Genomic DNA, 19,007 nt, shown 5'->3' with positions numbered 1-19,007 from the left:
GGATTCAGAAATAGAAATGCCCGCCCCTACTTATAGTCACAGACTATTAAATGGCAGTGATGCCAAAGAAAAATGCCCACACCTCTCGGTGTGGGCATTTCCAAAGCAGATTCGTCCCCGGCCAGGCCGGCGCAAGGCGCCGGATCAGCCGCGCCGGCTTAGCGACGCAGGCCGAGACGCGAGATCAGCGAGCCGTAGCGCGCTTCGTCTTTGGCTTTCAGATAGTCCAGCAGCTTGCGGCGCTGCGCGACAAGCATGAGAAGACCACGACGCGAGTGGTTGTCTTTCTTATGCGACTTGAAATGCTCGGTCAGGGTGGCGATGCGCGAGGACAGGATCGCAACCTGCACTTCGGGCGAGCCGGTATCGCCGGCCTTGGTCGCGTATTCCTTGATCAGGCGGGCTTTTTCTTCGACAGTGATCGACATCGGATGCTCCTTTCGGGTTTGCGTGAGACGGCACAAGCCGGGATGTCGTCCAGCAGGGCCCTTGTATCCCCGGGCGGAGAACCGTCACAGGGGATGCGCGCCTATAAGGGGAATCGCGGCAAAAGGGAAGCCCTCTTCGCCTCGGCGACCGGGCTGGCAATGCCACCGGGCACCGGGCGAAAGGCGCGGATCTGAAGCGGATCCGGAAACGGATCTCATCAGATTTTTCACAACTTAACCAAAACATCTCCTATGAGGATACAGCCTGACGTGGTATGAATTGATCACGAAGTTTTCATATCCATCAAATGGTTAACGCGAAAAATGGTTAACGGCCCCGGCCGGATCGACCATGTGAGGTGAGACGATGCTGGGCCTGTTGGGATTGCTGGGGGCGGTTTTCGCCGGAGCCGTGATTGAGGGTGTTGCCGGCCGCAGCACGGACGAAGAGGATGAGTCCGAGAACCAGGACAATCAGGCCGATGGCCCGGTCGATCAGGGCAATCTGCTGGATGATCCCGACGATTCCCCTGCGGATGACCCGTTCCACGGGCTGAACCCATTCCGGTCAGGCGGCACCCATAGCGGTGGCTGGGAGGGTATTATCGCCGATACCGGCGGCGGCGCAGCCGATACGGGCATGGATACCGGTCTCGATACCGGGCCTGGGCCCGGCGATGATACGGGCATTGATACGGGAACCGGCACGCCCGGGGATGGCCCGAGGCCCGATGGCGGGCGCCCCATCGCCGATGTGATCCCGGATACCGGTGACGACGATGATGCCGCAACCGGCAATCCGGACGATTCCGGAACCCTGCCCGAGCCGGAACCGGCCCGGGTCACCGGCACCACCGGCGACGATTTGCTGGATGGCAGCGACGGTGCCGATCTTGTCGAAGCCGGCAATGGCGATGATCAGATCAATGCGCGCGCCGGTGATGACACGCTGCTTGGCGGTGATGGCAATGACATCATCAGCGCCGGGGGCGGCAATGACCTCGCCTATGGCGGCGAGGGCGATGATCAGCTGCATGGTGACGCGGGCGATGACACGCTCTACGGCGGTGAGGGCGATGACCAGCTGATGGGCCATGAGGGCGACGACCTTCTCCAGGGCGGCGCCGGCAATGACACGTTGCTGGCCGGTCAGGGCGATGACAGCCTTTACGGTGATGAAGGCGATGACTGGCTCTGGGGCGGCGAGGGCGATGACCAGATGACCGGCGGCACCGGCTCTGACACGCTGGATGGCGGCGCCGGCAATGACACGCTCTGGGGCGCCTTCCCCGAGGGAGATGACGGGGAAATCGACTTCCTCAATGGTGGCGATGGCGACGACATCCTGCATCTTGGCGCCGGCGATTACGGCAATGGCGGCGAGGGTTCGGACAGTTTCGTCCTGACCCAGTGGCTGGGAGAGGGCGGTTTCGCGACCATCACCGATTACAATCCGCAGGATGATGAAATCGTGCTGGTCTATGACCCCGCCACCCATGTTTCGCCGGAAGTGTCGGTGACGCAAAGCGAGACCGGCGGCAATTCCCTGATCAGCATCGACGGTTTCGTTGTGGCAGAGGTGAATGGCCAGGTCGATCTTTCGGAAATCAGGCTGCTCGCAGCCTGAGCCGGTCCAGGCCGGCGCGATAAGACGGGGCGCGATACCGACATCAAAAAGGCGGCCAATCGGCCGCCTTTTTGAGGCTGACCGGTCCCCCCCGGAATGAGGGAACCGGGTTTCTACAGATTGAACACGCGGGACGGGTGCAGTTCGCCGCCCATATAGCGGCCAAGCGCCAGCGCGCGGCCGCCAAAGCTCGCCCAGGCCTCGTCACCATAATCAATATGTCCCAGAACCTGGCCCGGATTTCCGTTTCTCAGCCGCACCGCCCCTTCTGGTGTCGCCTGCAGCTCTGGCAGATCGGCCAGAGCCAGCTCCAGTGGCGCCAGCAAAGCGTCGATACCCTCCTGCCGCGCCAACTCCTCGATCTGCGCCATGCTCACCCCAGAAGAGGCCTCAAACGGTCCCGACCATTCCCGCCGCAGCCATGCCACATGCCCCAGACAACCAAGCGCCCGGCCCAGATCGCGCGCAATCGAGCGCACATAGCCCCCCTTGCCGCAAACCATTTCCAGATCGACATGATCGGCATCGGGCCGGCCCAGCATGACAAGGCTCTCAACCCATAAGGGCCGCGCCGCCAGATCCATCCCGACCCCTTCACGGGCGAGGTCATAGGCGCGCTCACCCTCGACCTTCACCGCCGAGACCTGGGGGGGCACCTGCATGATCTCACCGCGAAACGGCACCAGCGCCGCCTCGATCGCAGCATCCTCGGGGCGCAGCGCAGAGGTCGCGATCACCGCGCCACTCGCGTCATCCGTCGCGGTAGCCGCACCAAAGGTCACCCGGAACCGGTAGCATTTCAGCGCATCCGCCACCACCGGCACGCATTTGGTGGCCTCGCCAAGCGCCACCGCCAGCACCCCGGTCGCATCCGGATCCAGCGTGCCGGCATGGCCCGCCTTTTGCGCCTGGAACGCCCATTTCACCTTATTGACCACATCGGTCGAGCCTATGCCCGCAGGCTTGTCGACGATCACCCAGCCAGAAACCGGGCGGCCTTTGCGCGTTTTCGCCATTGCTTATTCCTGTGCCTGACCAGAATCGATCACGGTGCCGACAATCGGCCCCATCGCAAAGCCGCCGTCATGGCGCCCCAGCTCGGGCGCGTAAAGCCGCGAAATATTGCCATCGAAGTATAGCGCGTCGCTCAGGCCGAGATGGTCGCGGAAAAACCGCGCGAATTGATGGAAATTCACCGCCCGGTCGCTCATCACGAAAACCGCCTTCGTGCCGGCTTTGTCGACGCCGACGCCATTGCGGATATAGGCCGATTCGCTGCTTTTCAGAAAGCTCGGATGCAGCTTGCCCTTGATCACCAGCATCGGGCCCGACTGCGTCGCATAGCGGCAATTGCCGCGCAGCGGTTCGAATTTCCGGCTGTCAGTGATATAGAAACTGCCATCGGCCCAGCAAAATACACCATTCGGCAGCAGGCCGAAATTCCCCGGCCCCTCGGCGGTGACGATGCCGTGCTTCTCTTCGCCATCCTCGATATAAAGCCCGACCGGCGAGCGGTCGCGGTGATACATGCCGGCATTCATCGCGAAACCAAGCGCCTTGCCCCCGGCCGCCAGCGCCGATTCAATCGCGCGGAAAGAGCCGTAATTCCCGTTCGGCCCGTTCAGAAACAGCCGCAGATCATCCGCAGCCGTCACCTCACAGAGGCTGTAGGGCACCTCTTCAAACACCTCCTGGCGGCAGGTCGAGGCCGTCGCGCCGGCGCCACTCGCCAGCAGCAGGGCCATAACGGCCAGCGTCCGGGCAGCAAAGAAGCGGATCACTCCTCTTCCTCCCCGGCTCCCCCATTCTCGCCCTCAATATCGCGCTGCACCTGCGGATCCGCAAACAGCCGCCGCGTCTCATCAAGGCGGTCATAGGTCTCATCGGGGCGAAAACGCAGATCGGGCGCATATTTCAGCGTCAGCCCGGCCGCGACCCGGTGGCGCAGCTCGCCCCGGTGTTTCGCCAGCAGCTTCACCGCCTCTTCAACGGGCGCCGTGCCCAGAAGCGGCATGACATAAACCGTCGCCACCTTGAGATCGGGCGAGCACGAAACCTCGCCCACGGTGATCGGCATGGCATTCAGCTCCGGGTCGTGGATCTCGCCCCGGTTGAGAACATCGGAAAGGGTGCGTCGGATCAGTTCGCCGACACGCAGCTGACGCTGGGACGGGCCCTGACCGGTGGGGGTACGTTTTGCGGCCATAACCCGCATCTAAGCTCTTTCCGCCCGCCCCGCAACGGGCAGGGTTTCAACCGCCCGCACAGGGCGCTAAACCACGGCATGAAACCGCTGGAGGATGTCATGGGTGATCTGCCGGGTATTGTCGTCACGGGTGTCTCGGGCCGGATGGGGCAGATGCTGGTGAAAACCATCCAGTCCAGTGGCAAGGCGCGGCTGGTGGCCGGGGTCGAGCGTGAGGGCAACGCCTGGGTCGGGCGCGATCTTGGCGAATGCATGGGCGGTCAGGCGAATGGTGTCATCGTGACCGATGACCCGGTCGAGGCCTTCGCGAAAGCCCAGGGCGTGATCGACTTCACGTCACCCGCCGCGACCGTGGCCTTTGCCGGCCTCGCAGCCCAGGCGCGGGCGGTGCATGTGATCGGCACCACCGGCCTCGGCGACGAAGACCTCGCCAAACTGGAGACCGCCGCCCGTCATGCGGTGATCATCCGCGCCGGCAATATGAGCCTCGGCGTCAATCTGCTGACCGGGCTCGCGCGCAAGGTCGCCGCCGCGCTGGATGAGGACTGGGATATCGAGGTGGTCGAGGCGCATCACCGCCACAAGGTCGATGCCCCTTCGGGCACCGCGCTGATGCTGGGCGAGGCCGCTGCCGAAGGGCGCGGCAAAAGCCTCAAAGAGCTGCGCACCCCTGCCCGCGAAGGCATCACCGGCGCCCGCACCCGCGGCTCCATTGGCTTTTCCGCCATCCGGGGCGGCGATATCGTCGGCGAACATGACGTGATCTTCGCGTCTGACGGAGAACGCATCGTGCTGCGCCACCTCGCCACCGACCGCTCGATCTTCGCACGCGGCGCGCTGCGCGCCGTGCTCTGGGGTCAGGGCAGAAAGCCAGGCCAATATGACATGGCGGATGTGCTCGGCCTCTGATCCGGGAACAGTTCCGGCTGCTTCCTCTTGACTTAAATACTCCCGCGCGGAGCGCTCCCGCAATCAGCCGGAGACGCCCGCGCCCGGATATCGACCGCCTCAGAAATCTACGGCAAGCCCCTTTTTCTCCCAGTCGCCATAGCGCACCGGCTCCAGCCCGTCACGCCCGCCATATTCCTTCGGCACCTCCGTCTCGCCGGCGGCCTTGCGGCGCGCCTCGGCTTCGGCCAGCGCCCTGAGCGCTGCCGGCGGCAGGTCACGCTTCTCCTCGGGGTTATTATCCGTCATGGCAGCGGTTCCTCTTTCATCCTCCTCTGTGATACAGCCCCCGGCGAACAGGTGCAAAGGGGCGGATGATGGCAGACGGCATTGCGGCAAGGGCGGCGGCACTGGCAGCGCTGAATGCGGTCTGCGGCGAGGGACAGATGCTTGCCGAACTGCCCGAGCCCGACCTGCCACCCTCCGAGCGCGCGCGGGCGAAACGACTGACCGAGGATGTGCTGCGGCGCGTGGAACCGGCCGACCGGCTGCTGGATATGAGGCTGCGCAAGGCGCCGCCACTGGCGCTGCGCAATATCCTGCGGCTGGGGCTGGTGGAGATGGCGCTCGGGGCGGCGCCTTACGGCGTGGTGAACGCGTCAGTACAGCTGGCCCGTCAGGGCCGGAAGACCCAGCATATGTCGGGCCTCGTGAATGCCGTGCTGCGCGGCATCGACCCGACCGCGCTGGCCGCCCTGCCCGTGCAGAAACTGCCGCGCTGGCTGCGCCAGCCGCTGGTCCATGCTTACGGTCGCGAGGCGGTCCAGCTTATGGAGACGGTCTTTGCCGAAAGCCCGCCGCTTGACCTGACACTGCGCGGCAGCGGCGGGCATCCGGCGGGGGAACCGATGCCCGACGGCAGCCTGCGCCTGCGCGATCCCGGACGGATCAGCGCGCTGCCGGGCTATGAAAGCGGCAGTTGGTGGGTGCAGGATCTGGCTGCCTCGATCCCGGCGAAACTCCTGCAGGCCCAGCCGGGTGAGAAGGTGCTCGACCTCTGCGCGGCGCCGGGTGGCAAGACAATGCAGCTGGCAGCCACCGGCGCCAGCGTCACCGCGCTGGATATCTCCCCGGCCCGGATGCGGCGCGTGGCAGAAAACCTCGCCCGTACCGGGCTGGAGGCGCAGCTGATCACCGCGGATGCGCTGCACTGGCAACCGGAGGGGGCGTTCGATGCGATCCTGCTGGATGCGCCCTGCTCCGCCAGCGGCACGATCCGCCGTCACCCCGATCTGCCCTTCGTGAAGGATGGCAGCGAGATCGCCGGCCTTGCCGCGCTGCAATCGCAGATGATCGACAGGGCGCTGACCTGGCTACGGCCTGGCGGCAGGCTGGTCTTCGCGACCTGCTCGCTTTTGCCCGGAGAGGGAGAATTGCAACTGAAGGCGGCGCTCGAACGCAACCCGGATCTGAAGGTCGAGCGGGTCGATCTGGACGGTATCAGCCCCGGCTGGTGGACCGGGCAGGGAGGCCTGCGCCTGCGCCCGGATTATCTGGCACCTCTGGGCGGCATGGACGGCTTCTTCATCATGCGCCTGCGTCGCCCGTAACACGGTCGCCCCCGGCGGGACGCAAATTTCTTCAAAGAAATTTGCCCGGAATTTTGAAAATTCCGGGGTTGCGCCCTGGGGCGGTACTGGCGCCTTTATCCGAGTTCACGGGCCTCGGAGACCAGCATAACCGGCACACCGCCCCGCACCGGGAAAGCCAGTTTCGCCGATTTCGAGATCAGCTCCTGCTTCTCGCTGTCCCAGATCAGCGCCCCATGAGTGACGGGGCAGACCAGCGCCTCCAGCATCCGCCGGTCAAAGCACGCCGGTTTCGGTCCGTCATTTTCGGTCTCGCTCATTGCAGCACCTCATCGCCATTGCCACCCCGGAGCGCGAATTCCACAAGGGTCACCAGGGTTTCGCGCCGGGTCGCCAGATCGGGGGATTCCAGCAGGGCCTGGCGGTCCTCGGGGGAAAGCGGCACCAGCATCGAAAGCGCGTTGATCAGCACCTCATCCGGCGCCGCCTCCAGCCCCTTCCAGTCGGCCGCCAGATCCCGTCCCGCCAGATAGCGCGAGACGAGCGAGAAAAGCGAGGGCCGGTCGAGACCCGGATCCTCTTCCTGGCCGCCCAGATCGCGCCCGAAGGACGACCAGTCGACATTGAAGCGGCGGTAAGGGGTAAAGCCCTCGACCTCCCCCCCCAACCGGAACCGCACGAGGCCGGACAGCGTGATCATATAGCGGCGATCCTCGGTCTCGGCGAGCTGCACCAGCCGACCGGCGCAGCCGATGGACGAAAGCCGGTCCTCGCCCAGCGGGCAGACCATGCCGATCAGCCGGTGCGGGTGTTTCAGGCAATCGTCGATCATCGCGAGGTAGCGCGGCTCGAAAATATGCAAAGGCAGCCGCGCCCGGGGCAAAAGCAATGCACCGGGCAGCGGGAAGACCGGGATCGTGCCCGGCAGATCCGCAAGCGAAGGCCGCAACGGGAACATCTCAGGCGAAGATCATCGAAGAGAGTTTGCGCCGCCCCTTCAGCACGATCGGATCCTGCGGTTTCAGCGCGTCGAAAATGGTGAAAAGCTGCGCCCGCGCCGCGCCATCATTCCATTCGCGGTCACGCCGGAACAGCTCCAGCAGCTGATCCACTGCTTCCTCGACCTTGCCGCTGGCATTCAGCGCCACGGCGAGATCGAACCGCGCCTGGTGATTGACGGGATCGGCCCCGACAGCCGCGCGCAATTCTGCTTCCGGCCCGGCATTGGCCGCCTGTTTCGCCAGTTCAAGCTGAGCCCGCGCTGCCTCGACCTCCTGCGCTCCGGAAATGGCCGGAGGAGCGGCCTGCAAAAGTGTCTCTGCCGCATCGAAATCGCCAGCCGCGATATGGCTGCGCGCCAGCCCGCCAAAGGCCGCCGCGTTTTCAGGTTCCTCGCCAAGGATCGCCGCGAAAGTCTCGACCGCATCGGCATGATCGCCATTGGTCAGCATCTCTTCCGCCGCCGCCAGCGCATCGGCCAGACCACCATCATCACCGCCAAGCGCCACCAGCTTTTCGATGAATTTCTTCACCTCGGATCCGGGCAGCGCGCCCTGGAAACCATCGACCGGCTGGCCCTGCCAGAAGGCGTAAACGGTCGGGATCGACTGCACCCGCAGCTGCCCCGCAACCATCTGATTCTGATCCACATCAATCTTGACCAGCCGCACCTTGCCCTTTGCCGCCGTCACCGCCGCCTCAAGCGCCGGGCCAAGCTGTTTGCAGGGGCCGCACCAGGTTGCCCAGAAATCGACGATCACCGGCACCTGGCGCGAGGCCTCGACGACATCTTCCATGAAGGTCGCGTCGGAACCGTCTTTGATCAGATCGGCGCTCTGACCGGCGGCGGGGGATTGTGTCTCATCAAGACCGAACATGCTGTCCTCACTTTCGCGGGTTTGCCCCTATATGCGCGCTGACGTCGCAGTCGCCAAGGGGTGAGTCAGGCCAGGCCTGCGCATTCCGCATGTTGCGGGCAGGAGGTCAGATGGTCGTTCACCATCCCGGCGGCCTGCATGAAGGCATAGGTGATTGCCGGGCCGCAAAAATTGAAACCGCGTTTTTTCAGCGCCTTCGACATTGCGGTGCTTTCCGGGGTCGAGGCGACGGCCGCCGCCATCGACCCAAGCCGCGTCTGCAAGACGCCGCCGCCGGTGAAAGACCAGAGCCAGTGCGAGAACCCCTCGCCGGCCTCGATCTCAAGGAAGGCACGGGCCGAGCGGATGGTGCTTTCGATCTTGCCGCGATGGCGCACGATTCCCGGGTCCTGCAACAGCCGTTCCACCTCGGCATCCCCCCAGGTCGTGATGATCTCAGGCCGGAAGCCCTGAAAAGCCGCGCGAAAGTTTTCCCGCTTTTTCAATATCGTGTACCAGGACAGCCCGGCCTGGAACCCTTCCAGGATCAGCATTTCCCACAGGGTGCGGGCATCGCGTTCAGGACGCCCCCATTCCTCGTCGTGATAGGCGACATAAAGCGGATCAGTGCCACACCAGGGGCAACGGGCGGCTGGGTCTGTGATGATGGCAGCGCTGGACATATGGCCCCCGGAATAGGAAAAATTTGAAACAAACGCAGAACGTTCAGGCCCGGTTTACCCATCTTCGCGCAGAGTGTCACGAACACAATGAGGGCAACGGGGATGAGCATCAATCAGGCGCGGCGTTCGAAAATTGATCTCGACGGCAGAGAGGCCTCACCCTTCGCCATCGCGATATCCTCGGCCGAACGCGCCGTGCTGCAAATGGTGCGCGACGCGCTGGAGCATAAGCGGATGCGGCTTGCCTTCCAGCCGGCCGTCTATGCCGCCGATCCCGATATCATCGGCTTTTATGAGGGCTATATCCGGCTGCTCGACGAAAAGCAGATGACGATTCCGGCGCGGGATTTCATGTCGGTAGCGGAAACCCGCGAACTCGGGCGCGAGATTGACGTCGCGGCGCTGAGGCTGGGTCTGATGACGCTGCGCCGCAACCCCGGGGTGCGAATCGCGGTGAATATGTCGGCGAGGTCGGTGGGCTATAAGCCCTGGACCCAGCTTTTGCGCCGCGTATTGGGCGAATATCCGGGCATCGGCAAAGGGCTGATCCTTGAGATCAACGAGGCCTCGGCGATGCAGATGCCCGATGTCCTGATCCCCTTCATGGATGAGCTGCAGGGATTCGGGATCACCTTCACGCTGGATGATTTCGGCGACAGCTTCACCTCGCTCGGCCTTCTGTATGAATTCGGCTTTGACATTGCCAAGCTTGATGGCCGTTTCATCCGCAACTGTCACAAGGATCCGGAAAACCAGCCGATTGTGCGTGCGGCCATCGCCATGGCGCAGGAATTCGGCATGTTTCTTGTGGCCGAAGCGGTGGAGACCAATGATGAGGCGAACTGGCTGCGCGAACAGGGCGTTGGCTGCCTGCAAGGCTATCTGTTCGGCAAGCCCGAACTGGCGCCGGATTTCTCAAAATATCTCCGCGCCAGGCAGCCGGCGACCGCTCAGGGTTGATCCGGCATATTGTCGCGCAATATTCTTGCGTATTTCTTCTGATTGTGTCCCTCTTCGCCGAAGGTGCCCCGGCGGGCTGCCCGATCACCCTGCCGGATGTCTGCCCGACTATTCTGCCTGAGGAGAGGCTTCAGATGACCAATGTCGTAATCGTTTCGGCGGCCCGGACCGCCGTGGGCTCGTTCAACGGGGCCTTTGCCAATACGCCTGCCCATGAGCTGGGGGCGACCGTGATCGAGGCCGTCGTCGCCCGCGCCGGCATTGACAAAGCCGATATCGACGAGACCATTCTTGGCCAGGTGCTGACCGGAGGCCAGGGCCAGAACCCGGCCCGCCAGGCGCATATCCTGGCCGGCCTGCCGAAGGAAAGCTCGGCCTGGTCGATCAACCAGGTCTGCGGCTCGGGCCTGCGGACCGTGGCCCTTGGCGCCCAGCAGATCCAGACCGGCGCGGCGGGCATCGTCATCGCAGGCGGCCAGGAAAGCATGAGCCTCTCGCCCCATGTCGCGCATCTGCGCGCCGGCACCAAGATGGGCGACATGAAGATGATCGACTCGATGATCAAGGACGGGCTGTGGGACGCTTTCAACGGCTATCACATGGGCCAGACCGCCGAGAATGTCGCCGCGCAATGGCAAATCAGCCGCGAACAGCAGGATGAATTCGCCGTCGCCAGCCAGAACAAGGCCGAGGCCGCGCAGAAAGCCGGCAAGTTCAGGGATGAGATCACGCCCTTCACCGTGAAGACCCGCAAGGGCGATATTATCGTGGACAGCGATGAATATATCCGCCATGGCGCCACGATTGACGCGATGCAAAAACTGAAACCCGCTTTCACCAAAGACGGCACCGTCACCGCCGCTAATGCGAGCGGCATCAATGACGGCGCAGCCGTCGTGCTGCTGATGACCGAGGAAGAAGCAGCGAAGCGCGGTCTGAAAGTGCTGGCGCGGATCGCCTCTTACGCCACCGCCGGGCTTGATCCCGCAATCATGGGCGTTGGCCCCATCTATGCCTCGCGCAAGGCGCTGGACAAGGCCGGCTGGAAAGCCGCCGATCTTGATCTGGTCGAGGCAAACGAAGCCTTCGCGGCCCAGGCCTGCGCGGTCAACAAGGATATGGGCTGGGATACTTCAAAGGTGAACGTCAATGGCGGCGCCATTGCGATCGGCCACCCGATCGGCGCCTCGGGCGCGCGGATCCTCAACACGCTGGTCTTTGAGATGAACCGCTCGGGCGCGAAAAAGGGCCTCGCAACACTTTGCATCGGCGGCGGTATGGGCGTCGCCATGTGCCTTGAGCGCGGCTGATTGCGCTCCTGACATCATAGCGTTGTAATTGCAGATTAAATCCAGGGGCGCCGCTGCCATGCGGCGCCCTTTTCCTGCCCGGCTTGCAGGATAAAGCCACAGGCGCAATGAAATTTTGCTGCGTTTGCAAAATAATTTTCGCAATATTGTTGCGCATATAGAGAAGTGCGGTTAGCTATAGGGCAACAGCTTTTCTGAGGAGGAATCATGTCCAGAGTTGCACTCGTCACCGGCGGTTCACGCGGCATCGGCGCCGCGATTTCGGTCGCCCTGAAAGCGGCCGGCTATAAGGTTGCCGCCAATTACGCAGGAAATGACGAAGCGGCCAGGGCATTTACCGCCGAAACCGGCATTGCGACCTATAAATGGTCGGTCGCGGATTATGATGCCTGTGTCGAAGGCATCAAAAAGGTCGAGGCCGATCTGGGTCCGGTCGATGTGCTGGTCAATAATGCCGGCATCACCCGCGACGCAATGTTCCACAAAATGACTCCGGGTCAGTGGAAAGAAGTGATCGACACCAATCTGACCGGTCTTTTCAATATGACGCATCCGCTCTGGTCGGGAATGCGGGATCGCAAATTTGGCCGTGTGATCAATATCTCTTCGATCAACGGGCAAAAAGGTCAGGCGGGCCAGGCGAATTACTCGGCGGCAAAATCCGGAGATCTCGGCTTCACCAAAGCTCTGGCCCAGGAGGGTGCGCGCGCCGGTATCACGGTGAATGCGATCTGCCCGGGCTATATCGGCACCGAAATGGTGCGCGCCATTGACGAAAAAGTGCTGGCCGAGCGTATCATCCCGCAAATCCCGGTTGGTCGCCTTGGTGAACCGGAAGAAATCGCGCGCTGCGTCGCCTTCCTCGCATCAGACGATGCCGGCTTCATCACAGGCTCGACCATCTCCGCCAATGGTGGCCAGTTCGTCGTCTGACCAGCCCGACATCTGACGGGAATGGCCCGCCCTGGCGGGCCTTTCTCTTTTCGCACCGCCGGACTAGAAGGCCCCCCGGAGTTTTCAAAAACTCCGGACCGTTTCCTGTTCAGGAAACGGGGGGCAGGAGAGTTGAGATGTCGCGCAACAAGGCCACGGCCGTCGGATTCACAGCGGTGCTGATGTGGGCCTTGCTGGCTCTGTTGACCATTGGTTCCGCGCCTGTGCCGCCTTTCCTGCTGAACGCAATCTGCTTTGCGATTGGCGGAACCATCGGCCTGGTCTGGACAGGCCGTCAGGGGTTCCACCTGCTGAAATCCGTCTCATGGAAAGTATATGCCTTTGGCACTATTGGACTTTTTGGCTACCACTTCCTGTATTTCACCGCCTTCCGTGTCTCGCCAACCGCGGAAACCGGACTGATCGCCTATCTATGGCCGCTTTTCATCGTGCTGTTTTCCGGTCTGCTGCCCGGGGAAAAACTGCGCGCGCCGCAGCTGACCGGCGCAGCGATTGCCTTTGCCGGCGCGGCCCTGATCATCCTTGGCGGCGGCAAAGAGAGCGGCTTCAGCACGATCGGCATGATCCTGGCCTTTGGCTGCGCGCTTACCTGGTCGGCCTATTCCGTGATCTCGCGCCGCCTGGGCGATGTGCCGACCGAAAGCGTCACCGTCTTCTGCCTTGCCTCGGCGGCGCTGTCGCTGATCGCCCATCTGGCGCTGGAGGAGACCGTCTGGCCGGCAAGCACCGCCGGCTGGATTTCGGTTCTGCTGCTGGGTCTTGGCCCGGTTGGTGCGGCGTTCTTCACCTGGGATATCGGCATGAAAAGAGGCGACATCCAGCTGCTGGGTGTCGCCTCTTATGCTGCGCCTTTGCTGTCAACCCTGGCCCTGATCATTGCGGGCAAAGCAGAAGCCAGCTGGCTTATCCTGGTGGCGGCTGCGCTGATCACAGGGGGGGCGCTGATCGCGGCCCGCAAACCCGGCTGACATGCCACCTTTCCCGGTCATAACCGGGAGGAGCCTTCAGTGGGAGGTGCTGAGCCGGGTAATTTCCTCTTTAAGCCGGAGTTTCTGCCGCTTCCATTCCGCGATCTGGATATCATCCGCCGCCGGACTGCGCTGTCCTTTCTCGACCTTGTCGGAAAGCACCTCATGCTTCCTGCGAAGTTCTGCCAGATGCGAAGAAATCGTCATTTCGTCCTCCTGTTTGTTTTCGCGTAAGGAGGATTGCATCATGGAACGCGAGTCGTGTCATCTCTCTTTCATATGAGTGCGACAAATAATGCCAGTAATTCTCTTTTAATCAGCCAAAACGTGCCGGGAGCCCTGCCCCATCGCGCAGAATTGCATTTGCCTCGACTGTATAGCTTTCGCGGTCCCGGTCATGGGCCGCTCCCTCATGGATCACCAGCGGCGGCAGCAGGCGAAACGCCGCCCTCCCGCCCTTTCTGGCCCTGAGGATCACCCGCAGCGCCTCGCGACCTTCGCGTGCCGCCAGCGGCAGGATTGAAGCCGAGCCGAGCTTTGGCGCCAGCGCGCTCAGGAGTTCCGGCACCGAATCCGCCCCGGCGATCAGCGTCAGCCAGCCGCCGGGTGCCAGCCGCCGCGCCGCCGCCGCCACCCATTCCGAGACCGGCAGCACCACCTGCATCGCCATCGCACGCCGCTCCACCGGCGAGACGGTGCCGCCGGCCGGATACCAGGGCGGATTGGCGATCACATGATCGAAATCCCGGCGCAAAGGGTCGGGCATCCGGGTCAGATCGCCCTCATGCACCTCCATCGCGATGCCGTTGCGCTCCGCGTTCCGGCGCGCCAGCCCGGCATAGCCCGGCTGCAATTCCAGCCCGGCCAGCCGGAGATCCGGCACCCGCGTGGCAAGGCACAAGGAGGCGGCCCCTGCCCCGCAGCCAAGATCCAGCACGCTTTGGCCCGGTTTCGCGCCGCAGGCCGCCGCCAGCAGCACCGCATCCGTCGCCGCCCGATAGCCCTTGACCGGCTGCCACAGCTGCAGCCTGCCGCACAGGAATTTGTCATCCGACAATTCCTCAACGACAAACTGCTTCATGCTCATGGCGAGACCCCGACACCGTTATCCTTCAGGATCGCCCGCGCCATGAAGAGATCGCGATCCGCAACCATCAGGCGGCGCGGCAAAATTCCCAGTGAACCATCAAGTACACTCATGTGGACGTCCAGATCGAAGGCTGTTATTCCCTCGCCCTCAAGAAGGGCCGTCGCAAAGGCGATCACCGTCGGGTCGGTCGTGCGTAAAAGCTCTTTCATAGGTTTTGGGTAGCCGCCCCGGCCCGCCAGGGCAAGAGGCGCCTGCCTGACAGGGCTGGTCTTTGCGGCTGGCCTGTGGGACTGGGCCCGCAAGACTGGGGATGAAGATGGACGGCAGGTCTGACAACGCGCATCGCGGCCCGCAGGACCGTCTGGCGGAGGCTCTGGCCCCGGATATGGCTGCCGTCAACGCGATCATCCGCGCCCGGATGGCCAGCGAACATGCGCCGCGCATCCCCGAAGTGACCGCCCATCTGATCGAAGCCGGCGGCAAGCGGATCCGCCCGATGCTGGTGCTGGCCGCCGCACATATCTGCGGCTACCCGGCCCGCCACCCGCAGGGCGAAGATCACCAGAAGCTCGCCGCCACGGTAGAATTCATCCATACCGCCACGCTTTTGCACGACGATGTGGTCGATGAAAGCGCGCAACGCCGGGGCCGGCCGACCGCCAATCTCTTGTGGGACAACAAATCCTCGGTGCTGGTTGGCGATTATCTTTTTGCCCGCGCCTTCCAGTTGATGGTGGAACCCGGCAGCCTGCGCGTGCTGGACATCCTCGCCAATGCCTCAGCCACCATTGCCGAGGGCGAGGTGTTGCAACTGACCGCCGCCCAGGATCTGGCCACGACCGAAGACACCTATATCCGGGTGGTGCGCGGCAAGACCGCGGCGCTGTTTTCCGCCGCAACCGAATCCGGCGCGGTGATCGCGGCGGCGGCACCCGACCAGGTGCAGGCGCTTTTCACCTATGGTGACGCGCTTGGCATCGCCTTCCAGATTGCCGATGACCTGCTGGATTACGGTGGCACCTCGGCGGCGATCGGCAAAAATACCGGCGATGATTTCCGCGAGCGCAAGCTGACTTTGCCGCTGATCAAGGCGGTTGCCAAAGCCGATGCGACCGAGCGCGCCTTCTGGTCGCGGGTCATCGAAAAGGGCGATCAGCGCGAGGGCGATCTGGAACAGGCGCTGATGCTGATGAACCGGCATGGTGCCCTGGCGGCGGCGCGCGAGGATGCGCTCTCCTGGGCCGCGACCGCGCGCGGGGCGCTGGCGCCGCTGCCCGATCATCCGCTGAAGACCATTCTCGGCGATCTCGCGGATTTTGTGGTCTCGCGCATCGCCTGACCTTACGTCAACCAAACCGGGCCCCACCTCTGCCCGCTATCTTTCACATTCTGACTGTGATCTTTTCGGCGCAGGAGGCTGATCGTGGGAGATTTGCAGGCGGATCTGACAGACGCCCTTTACGCAATTTTGCTGCGTGAAGCGGACTGGCCGAAATTCCTGCATCTGCTGGCGGCGGATCTGGGCAATGGCGGCGCCCAATTCATGCTGCAAAGCGACAGCGTGAACGGCAAGTCCGGCCGGATCGAGATGAGCACCGGCGTCGCGCAAAAGCAGATCGACGATTACACGGTCTATTTCAGCCAGCTGAATCCGTGGCTGCCCGATCATATCCTGCGCCGCCAGGATGACGTGATCATCGACCACGAGATCCTCCCGCGCGAAAAGCTGTATCAGACCGAGTTCTACAATGATTACCTGCGGCCGGCGGGCTATCATGGTTCGACAGGGCTGATTCTGAACCGCCGGGGCGGTGAGACCATGTTTCTGGCCACGATTTTCTCGAATGCCGATCCCGAGACCGCCTCGATGGTGGGCCGGCGCCTCGAAGGGATCCGGCCGCATCTGAAACGGGTGATGAGACATTACAGCCGGCTTGGCCAGGAAATCAGGCCAGGCGATTTCGCGACAGAGGCGCTTGGCGTGCTGGGGCATGGGCTGTGCATCATCGGCGACGATCTGAAGCCGAAGCTGATCACCACCACCGCCGAGGAGGAGGCGCGCCGCTCGGGCCTTTTCACACTCTCGCCAACCGGCCGCCTTTGCCTGACGGAAGAGACCGCCCGCCAGACGCTGAGCCAGATGCTGGTCCGGGGCTACACCGGCCCGACCGAGCAGATCTGGCAGCAGAATGGCTGCCGCCTGACCCTGTTCCGCGCCAGCCGCGAGCCGGTTTCCGAATTGCTCAGCGGCCCGATGGCAGGGCTGATCATCGAGCCGGGATGCCATGGCGCAAGCGCGACCGATATTGCAGGCTTGCAACGTCGCCACGCGCTGACTGCGGCCGAGATGCGGGTGCTGACCGGGATTTCCCAGGGCCTCTCGATCCGGGCGATGGCCGAGGCGCATAACCGCTCGGCCGAGACAATCCGCAGCCAGGTCAAGAGCCTCTTGCACAAGACCGGGGCCGAGAATCAGCTGGCGCTGTTGCGGCTGCTGGGTGGCCAAAGGTAATGTCGGGGGCGCATCATCCTTTGAAGGCGATGCCCCCCCGGTAAATGGGGAATAAAAATTTCTGGAGCTATGAGCAGAGCATACCCGCCCGCAGCAGGGCAGTTCATCACCCTGCAGGGTGAAAATGACAAAGCGTCCATTCCCGATACACTCCGCCCGCTCAACCCGGCGCGCCGGTCGCCACCGCGATGGTCCTGACCACCGCAAAAACTGGCATCCCCGGCTCCAGCCCAAGCCCCCTGGCCGAGCGCGGCGTGATCTGCGCCAGCAGCGCCTCGTCGCCAACCGCAAGGCGAACCATCACATCCCCCGACAGGACCGAGATCTCGCCCACACGGCATTCCAGGATATTCAGCGCCGAGATCCCCTCGGGCCGCTGCCGTGCCAGCATCACATCGCGCGCGGGGATGCGCAGGCGGATGCGCGCGCCCTCGGCCATCCCCGACAAGGCCAGCCAGAGCGGCCCGCCGGCGCTGTCCAGCCGTGTCAGCCCGTCGGATTCGGTCGGCCCCACCTGCACCGTCATCACCGCCCCCGCCTCACGGCGCGCCGAAACCGGATCGGCCAGCATCTCGGCCACCGGGCCGGTGCGGGTCACCCGCCCGGCCTCCAGCATCACCACCGTGATCGCCAGCCGCGCCACTTCGGCATGGGAATGGCTGACATAGAGGATCGGGACGCGGACAGTGTCGCGCAGCCGTTCAAGCCAGGGCAGGATCTCGGCCTTCCTTGCCTCGTCCAGCGCGGCCAGCGGCTCGTCCATCAGCAAGAGGTCCGGCGCCGACAACAGCGCCCGGCCAAGCGCCACCCGGCTCTTCTCGCCCCCCGACAGATGGCCGGGACGCCGCGCAAGCAGAGGCGCGATGCCCAGCAGATCCACCACCTGGTCAAATTCGGCGCCGGCCTTGCCCTTCGGCGCGAACCAGCGGCCGTAAAGCAGGTTCTGGCGCACCGTCAGATGCGGGAAAAGCCGCGCATCCTGAAACACATAGCCGATGCGGCGCTTATGCGGCGGCAACACGACCCGCTGCGCCGTATCCAGCAGAACCCGGTCACCAAGGGTGATCCGGCCATGATCGGGGCGCAACAGCCCCGCAACCGCATTGACCACCGTGGTCTTGCCCGAACCCGAGCGCCCGAAAAGCGCCGTCACCCCCTGGGGCGCATCGAAAGCCACATCCAGCGTGATGCCGGGAAAGCTGTGGCGCAGGGAAACCGACAGCGTCATTTCCCGGATATCCTGCGCGCAACCAGGCGTGAAACCCATTCCGACAGCAAAAGCGCCGCCATCGCGATGGCAATCGCAACCCAGACCAGGCGGGCGGCCTGGGCCTCGCCTCCCGGCACCTGCATGAAGGAATAGATGGCGGTTGGCAGGGTGCGGGTCTGCCCCGGAATGTTCGAGACAAAGGTGATGGTGGCGCCGAATTCCCCCATCGCCTTGGCAAAGGCGAGAATGGCACCGGCGACCACCCCGGGCAGGATCATCGGCAGCGTCACGGTCAGCCAGACCCAGGGTTTCGAGGCGCCCAGCGTGGCGCCCGCCTGTTCCAGCTTTGGATCGACCGCCTCGATGGCAAGCCGCATGGCGCGCACCATCAGCGGAAAGGCCATGACGGCAGCGGCCAGCACCGCCCCTGTCCAGCGAAAGGCAAAGACGATCCCGAACCACTGGTCGAGATATTGCCCCACCGAACCTTTGCGCCCGAAGGTGATCAAAAGCAGATAGCCCGTCACCACCGGCGGCAGGATCAGCGGCAGATGCACGATGCCGTTCAGCACCTGCTTGCCCGGAAACTCCCACCGGGCAAGCGCATGGGCCACCAGCAGCCCGAACGGGAGCGAGATCAGCACCGCCCAGAACGACACCCGCAGCGACAGGAGCACCGCATTCCATTCGTCAGGGGAAAGCCAGTCCGCCACGCCTTGCAGGCCC

Annotated in this window: 23 protein-coding genes; 9 read left to right on the top strand and 14 right to left on the bottom strand. The window is 63.7% G+C overall.

Annotation, left to right across the window (positions count from 1 at the left end):
• Positions 1-158: 158 nt before the first annotated feature.
• A complete protein-coding gene (gene rpsO / locus DRF71_RS13470; protein ID WP_112311001.1) occupies positions 159-428 on the bottom strand; it encodes a 30S ribosomal protein S15 in 270 nt (89 codons plus the stop codon).
• A gap of 367 nt (positions 429-795) precedes the next feature.
• On the opposite strand from rpsO, the gene DRF71_RS13465 reads away from it, so the two are divergent.
• Positions 796-2,055 (top strand): calcium-binding protein, encoded by a 1,260-nt coding sequence (locus tag DRF71_RS13465; protein ID WP_112311000.1) that lies wholly within the window; start codon positions 796-798, stop codon positions 2,053-2,055.
• A 113-nt stretch (positions 2,056-2,168) separates the two neighbouring features.
• Here DRF71_RS13465 and truB read toward each other — a convergent pair whose 3' ends face one another.
• Genes truB through rbfA form a run of 3 tightly spaced genes read right to left on the bottom strand, consistent with a single transcriptional unit; the run spans position 2,169 to position 4,261 of the window.
• Positions 2,169-3,071 carry a tRNA pseudouridine(55) synthase TruB gene (truB, locus tag DRF71_RS13460; RefSeq protein ID WP_112310999.1) on the bottom strand — a complete coding sequence of 301 codons (903 nt, stop codon included), beginning with the start codon at positions 3,069-3,071 and terminating at the stop codon, positions 2,169-2,171.
• A 3-nt stretch (positions 3,072-3,074) separates the two neighbouring features.
• Positions 3,075-3,800: a phosphodiester glycosidase family protein gene (locus DRF71_RS13455; protein WP_112311325.1), complete on the bottom strand. Its 726-nt coding sequence runs from the start codon at positions 3,798-3,800 to the stop codon at positions 3,075-3,077.
• A 32-nt stretch (positions 3,801-3,832) separates the two neighbouring features.
• A complete protein-coding gene (gene rbfA, locus DRF71_RS13450) occupies positions 3,833-4,261 on the bottom strand; it encodes a 30S ribosome-binding factor RbfA (protein ID WP_232831496.1) in 429 nt (142 codons plus the stop codon).
• Between the two features lie 99 nt (positions 4,262-4,360).
• Between rbfA and dapB the strand changes: the two genes are divergently transcribed.
• Positions 4,361-5,170 carry a 4-hydroxy-tetrahydrodipicolinate reductase gene (gene dapB / locus DRF71_RS13445; protein ID WP_112311324.1) on the top strand — a complete coding sequence of 270 codons (810 nt, stop codon included), beginning with the start codon at positions 4,361-4,363 and terminating at the stop codon, positions 5,168-5,170.
• A gap of 99 nt (positions 5,171-5,269) precedes the next feature.
• On the opposite strand, the gene DRF71_RS13440 is transcribed toward dapB, so the two are convergent.
• Positions 5,270-5,458: a DUF1674 domain-containing protein gene (locus DRF71_RS13440; protein WP_112310997.1), complete on the bottom strand. Its 189-nt coding sequence runs from the start codon at positions 5,456-5,458 to the stop codon at positions 5,270-5,272.
• 68 nt (positions 5,459-5,526) lie between these two features.
• Between DRF71_RS13440 and DRF71_RS13435 the strand changes: the two genes are divergently transcribed.
• Positions 5,527-6,759: an RsmB/NOP family class I SAM-dependent RNA methyltransferase gene (locus tag DRF71_RS13435; RefSeq protein WP_112311323.1), complete on the top strand. Its 1,233-nt coding sequence runs from the start codon at positions 5,527-5,529 to the stop codon at positions 6,757-6,759.
• Between the two features lie 95 nt (positions 6,760-6,854).
• Here DRF71_RS13435 and DRF71_RS13430 read toward each other — a convergent pair whose 3' ends face one another.
• The 4 genes from DRF71_RS13430 to DRF71_RS13415 all read right to left on the bottom strand — a co-directional run bounded on the left by DRF71_RS13430 (position 6,855) and on the right by DRF71_RS13415 (position 9,277).
• Positions 6,855-7,058, bottom strand: coding sequence for a Trm112 family protein (locus DRF71_RS13430; protein ID WP_112310996.1), 204 nt, complete (start codon positions 7,056-7,058; stop codon positions 6,855-6,857).
• Positions 7,055-7,696, bottom strand: a complete 642-nt coding sequence (locus DRF71_RS13425; protein WP_112310995.1) for an LON peptidase substrate-binding domain-containing protein — start codon at positions 7,694-7,696, stop codon at positions 7,055-7,057. Before DRF71_RS13425 ends, DRF71_RS13430 begins: the two co-directional genes overlap by 4 nt.
• Position 7,697: 1 nt before the next feature.
• Positions 7,698-8,615, bottom strand: coding sequence for a thioredoxin family protein (locus DRF71_RS13420; protein ID WP_112310994.1), 918 nt, complete (start codon positions 8,613-8,615; stop codon positions 7,698-7,700).
• A gap of 65 nt (positions 8,616-8,680) precedes the next feature.
• Complete coding sequence (locus DRF71_RS13415) at positions 8,681-9,277, bottom strand: DNA-3-methyladenine glycosylase I (protein WP_112310993.1); 597 nt, start codon at positions 9,275-9,277, stop codon at positions 8,681-8,683.
• A gap of 102 nt (positions 9,278-9,379) precedes the next feature.
• Between DRF71_RS13415 and DRF71_RS13410 the strand changes: the two genes are divergently transcribed.
• The 4 genes from DRF71_RS13410 (at position 9,380) to yddG (ending at position 13,469) form a co-directional block, all read left to right on the top strand.
• Positions 9,380-10,237, top strand: a complete 858-nt coding sequence (locus tag DRF71_RS13410; RefSeq protein ID WP_112310992.1) for an EAL domain-containing protein — start codon at positions 9,380-9,382, stop codon at positions 10,235-10,237.
• Between the two features lie 134 nt (positions 10,238-10,371).
• The gene (locus tag DRF71_RS13405) at positions 10,372-11,547 is read left to right on the top strand and encodes an acetyl-CoA C-acetyltransferase (protein WP_112311322.1); all 1,176 of its coding nucleotides are present in this window, start codon (positions 10,372-10,374) and stop codon (positions 11,545-11,547) included.
• Positions 11,548-11,754: 207 nt separating this feature from the next.
• Positions 11,755-12,480, top strand: a complete 726-nt coding sequence (gene phbB / locus DRF71_RS13400) for a beta-ketoacyl-ACP reductase (RefSeq protein WP_112310991.1) — start codon at positions 11,755-11,757, stop codon at positions 12,478-12,480.
• A gap of 137 nt (positions 12,481-12,617) precedes the next feature.
• The gene (gene yddG, locus DRF71_RS13395; protein WP_112310990.1) at positions 12,618-13,469 is read left to right on the top strand and encodes an aromatic amino acid exporter YddG; all 852 of its coding nucleotides are present in this window, start codon (positions 12,618-12,620) and stop codon (positions 13,467-13,469) included.
• A gap of 36 nt (positions 13,470-13,505) precedes the next feature.
• On the opposite strand, the gene DRF71_RS13390 is transcribed toward yddG, so the two are convergent.
• From DRF71_RS13390 to DRF71_RS13380, 3 genes are all read right to left on the bottom strand, one after another.
• A complete protein-coding gene (locus DRF71_RS13390; RefSeq protein ID WP_112311321.1) occupies positions 13,506-13,676 on the bottom strand; it encodes a YdcH family protein in 171 nt (56 codons plus the stop codon).
• 109 nt (positions 13,677-13,785) lie between these two features.
• Positions 13,786-14,550 (bottom strand): tRNA1(Val) (adenine(37)-N6)-methyltransferase, encoded by a 765-nt coding sequence (locus DRF71_RS13385; protein ID WP_112310989.1) that lies wholly within the window; start codon positions 14,548-14,550, stop codon positions 13,786-13,788.
• Between the two features lie 2 nt (positions 14,551-14,552).
• A complete protein-coding gene (locus DRF71_RS13380; RefSeq protein WP_112310988.1) occupies positions 14,553-14,768 on the bottom strand; it encodes a putative signal transducing protein in 216 nt (71 codons plus the stop codon).
• Positions 14,769-14,875: 107 nt separating this feature from the next.
• Between DRF71_RS13380 and DRF71_RS13375 the strand changes: the two genes are divergently transcribed.
• Positions 14,876-15,898, top strand: a complete 1,023-nt coding sequence (locus tag DRF71_RS13375) for a polyprenyl synthetase family protein (protein ID WP_112311320.1) — start codon at positions 14,876-14,878, stop codon at positions 15,896-15,898.
• A gap of 84 nt (positions 15,899-15,982) precedes the next feature.
• Complete coding sequence (locus tag DRF71_RS13370; protein WP_157971073.1) at positions 15,983-17,071, top strand: helix-turn-helix transcriptional regulator; 1,089 nt, start codon at positions 15,983-15,985, stop codon at positions 17,069-17,071.
• A gap of 160 nt (positions 17,072-17,231) precedes the next feature.
• On the opposite strand, the gene modC is transcribed toward DRF71_RS13370, so the two are convergent.
• Positions 17,232-18,299 (bottom strand): molybdenum ABC transporter ATP-binding protein, encoded by a 1,068-nt coding sequence (modC, locus tag DRF71_RS13365; RefSeq protein WP_112310986.1) that lies wholly within the window; start codon positions 18,297-18,299, stop codon positions 17,232-17,234.
• Positions 18,296-18,994, bottom strand: coding sequence for a molybdate ABC transporter permease subunit (modB, locus tag DRF71_RS13360; RefSeq protein WP_112310985.1), 699 nt, complete (start codon positions 18,992-18,994; stop codon positions 18,296-18,298). The genes modC and modB overlap by 4 nt, the downstream gene beginning before the upstream one ends.
• Positions 18,995-19,007: the final 13 nt, after the last annotated feature.

Source organism: Pseudogemmobacter bohemicus (assembly GCF_003290025.1).
GTDB lineage: Bacteria > Pseudomonadota > Alphaproteobacteria > Rhodobacterales > Rhodobacteraceae > Pseudogemmobacter > Pseudogemmobacter bohemicus.
The sequence above is the reverse complement of the archived record's forward strand: the minus strand, read 5'-3'. Positions and strand labels throughout refer to the sequence as shown.

Excerpts from the sequence above, each read along its gene's own strand:
- DRF71_RS13430 (WP_112310996.1), bottom strand. The coding sequence starts at position 7,058 with ATGAGCGAGACCGAAAATGACGGACCGAAACCGGCGTGCTTTGACCGG.
- DRF71_RS13455 (WP_112311325.1), bottom strand. The coding sequence starts at position 3,800 with ATGGCCCTGCTGCTGGCGAGTGGCGCCGGCGCGACGGCCTCGACCTGC.
- truB (WP_112310999.1), bottom strand. The coding sequence starts at position 3,071 with ATGGCGAAAACGCGCAAAGGCCGCCCGGTTTCTGGCTGGGTGATCGTC.
- DRF71_RS13380 (WP_112310988.1), bottom strand. The coding sequence starts at position 14,768 with ATGAAAGAGCTTTTACGCACGACCGACCCGACGGTGATCGCCTTTGCG.
- DRF71_RS13375 (WP_112311320.1), top strand. The coding sequence starts at position 14,876 with ATGGACGGCAGGTCTGACAACGCGCATCGCGGCCCGCAGGACCGTCTG.
- DRF71_RS13435 (WP_112311323.1), top strand. The coding sequence starts at position 5,527 with ATGGCAGACGGCATTGCGGCAAGGGCGGCGGCACTGGCAGCGCTGAAT.
- DRF71_RS13410 (WP_112310992.1), top strand. The coding sequence starts at position 9,380 with ATGAGCATCAATCAGGCGCGGCGTTCGAAAATTGATCTCGACGGCAGA.
- rpsO (WP_112311001.1), bottom strand. The coding sequence starts at position 428 with ATGTCGATCACTGTCGAAGAAAAAGCCCGCCTGATCAAGGAATACGCG.
- dapB (WP_112311324.1), top strand. The coding sequence starts at position 4,361 with ATGGGTGATCTGCCGGGTATTGTCGTCACGGGTGTCTCGGGCCGGATG.
- DRF71_RS13390 (WP_112311321.1), bottom strand. The coding sequence starts at position 13,676 with ATGACGATTTCTTCGCATCTGGCAGAACTTCGCAGGAAGCATGAGGTG.
- DRF71_RS13415 (WP_112310993.1), bottom strand. The coding sequence starts at position 9,277 with ATGTCCAGCGCTGCCATCATCACAGACCCAGCCGCCCGTTGCCCCTGG.
- DRF71_RS13440 (WP_112310997.1), bottom strand. The coding sequence starts at position 5,458 with ATGACGGATAATAACCCCGAGGAGAAGCGTGACCTGCCGCCGGCAGCG.
- DRF71_RS13405 (WP_112311322.1), top strand. The coding sequence starts at position 10,372 with ATGACCAATGTCGTAATCGTTTCGGCGGCCCGGACCGCCGTGGGCTCG.
- rbfA (WP_232831496.1), bottom strand. The coding sequence starts at position 4,261 with ATGGCCGCAAAACGTACCCCCACCGGTCAGGGCCCGTCCCAGCGTCAG.
- modC (WP_112310986.1), bottom strand. The coding sequence starts at position 18,299 with ATGACGCTGTCGGTTTCCCTGCGCCACAGCTTTCCCGGCATCACGCTG.
- phbB (WP_112310991.1), top strand. The coding sequence starts at position 11,755 with ATGTCCAGAGTTGCACTCGTCACCGGCGGTTCACGCGGCATCGGCGCC.
- DRF71_RS13420 (WP_112310994.1), bottom strand. The coding sequence starts at position 8,615 with ATGTTCGGTCTTGATGAGACACAATCCCCCGCCGCCGGTCAGAGCGCC.
- DRF71_RS13465 (WP_112311000.1), top strand. The coding sequence starts at position 796 with ATGCTGGGCCTGTTGGGATTGCTGGGGGCGGTTTTCGCCGGAGCCGTG.
- yddG (WP_112310990.1), top strand. The coding sequence starts at position 12,618 with ATGTCGCGCAACAAGGCCACGGCCGTCGGATTCACAGCGGTGCTGATG.
- DRF71_RS13425 (WP_112310995.1), bottom strand. The coding sequence starts at position 7,696 with ATGTTCCCGTTGCGGCCTTCGCTTGCGGATCTGCCGGGCACGATCCCG.
- DRF71_RS13385 (WP_112310989.1), bottom strand. The coding sequence starts at position 14,550 with ATGAAGCAGTTTGTCGTTGAGGAATTGTCGGATGACAAATTCCTGTGC.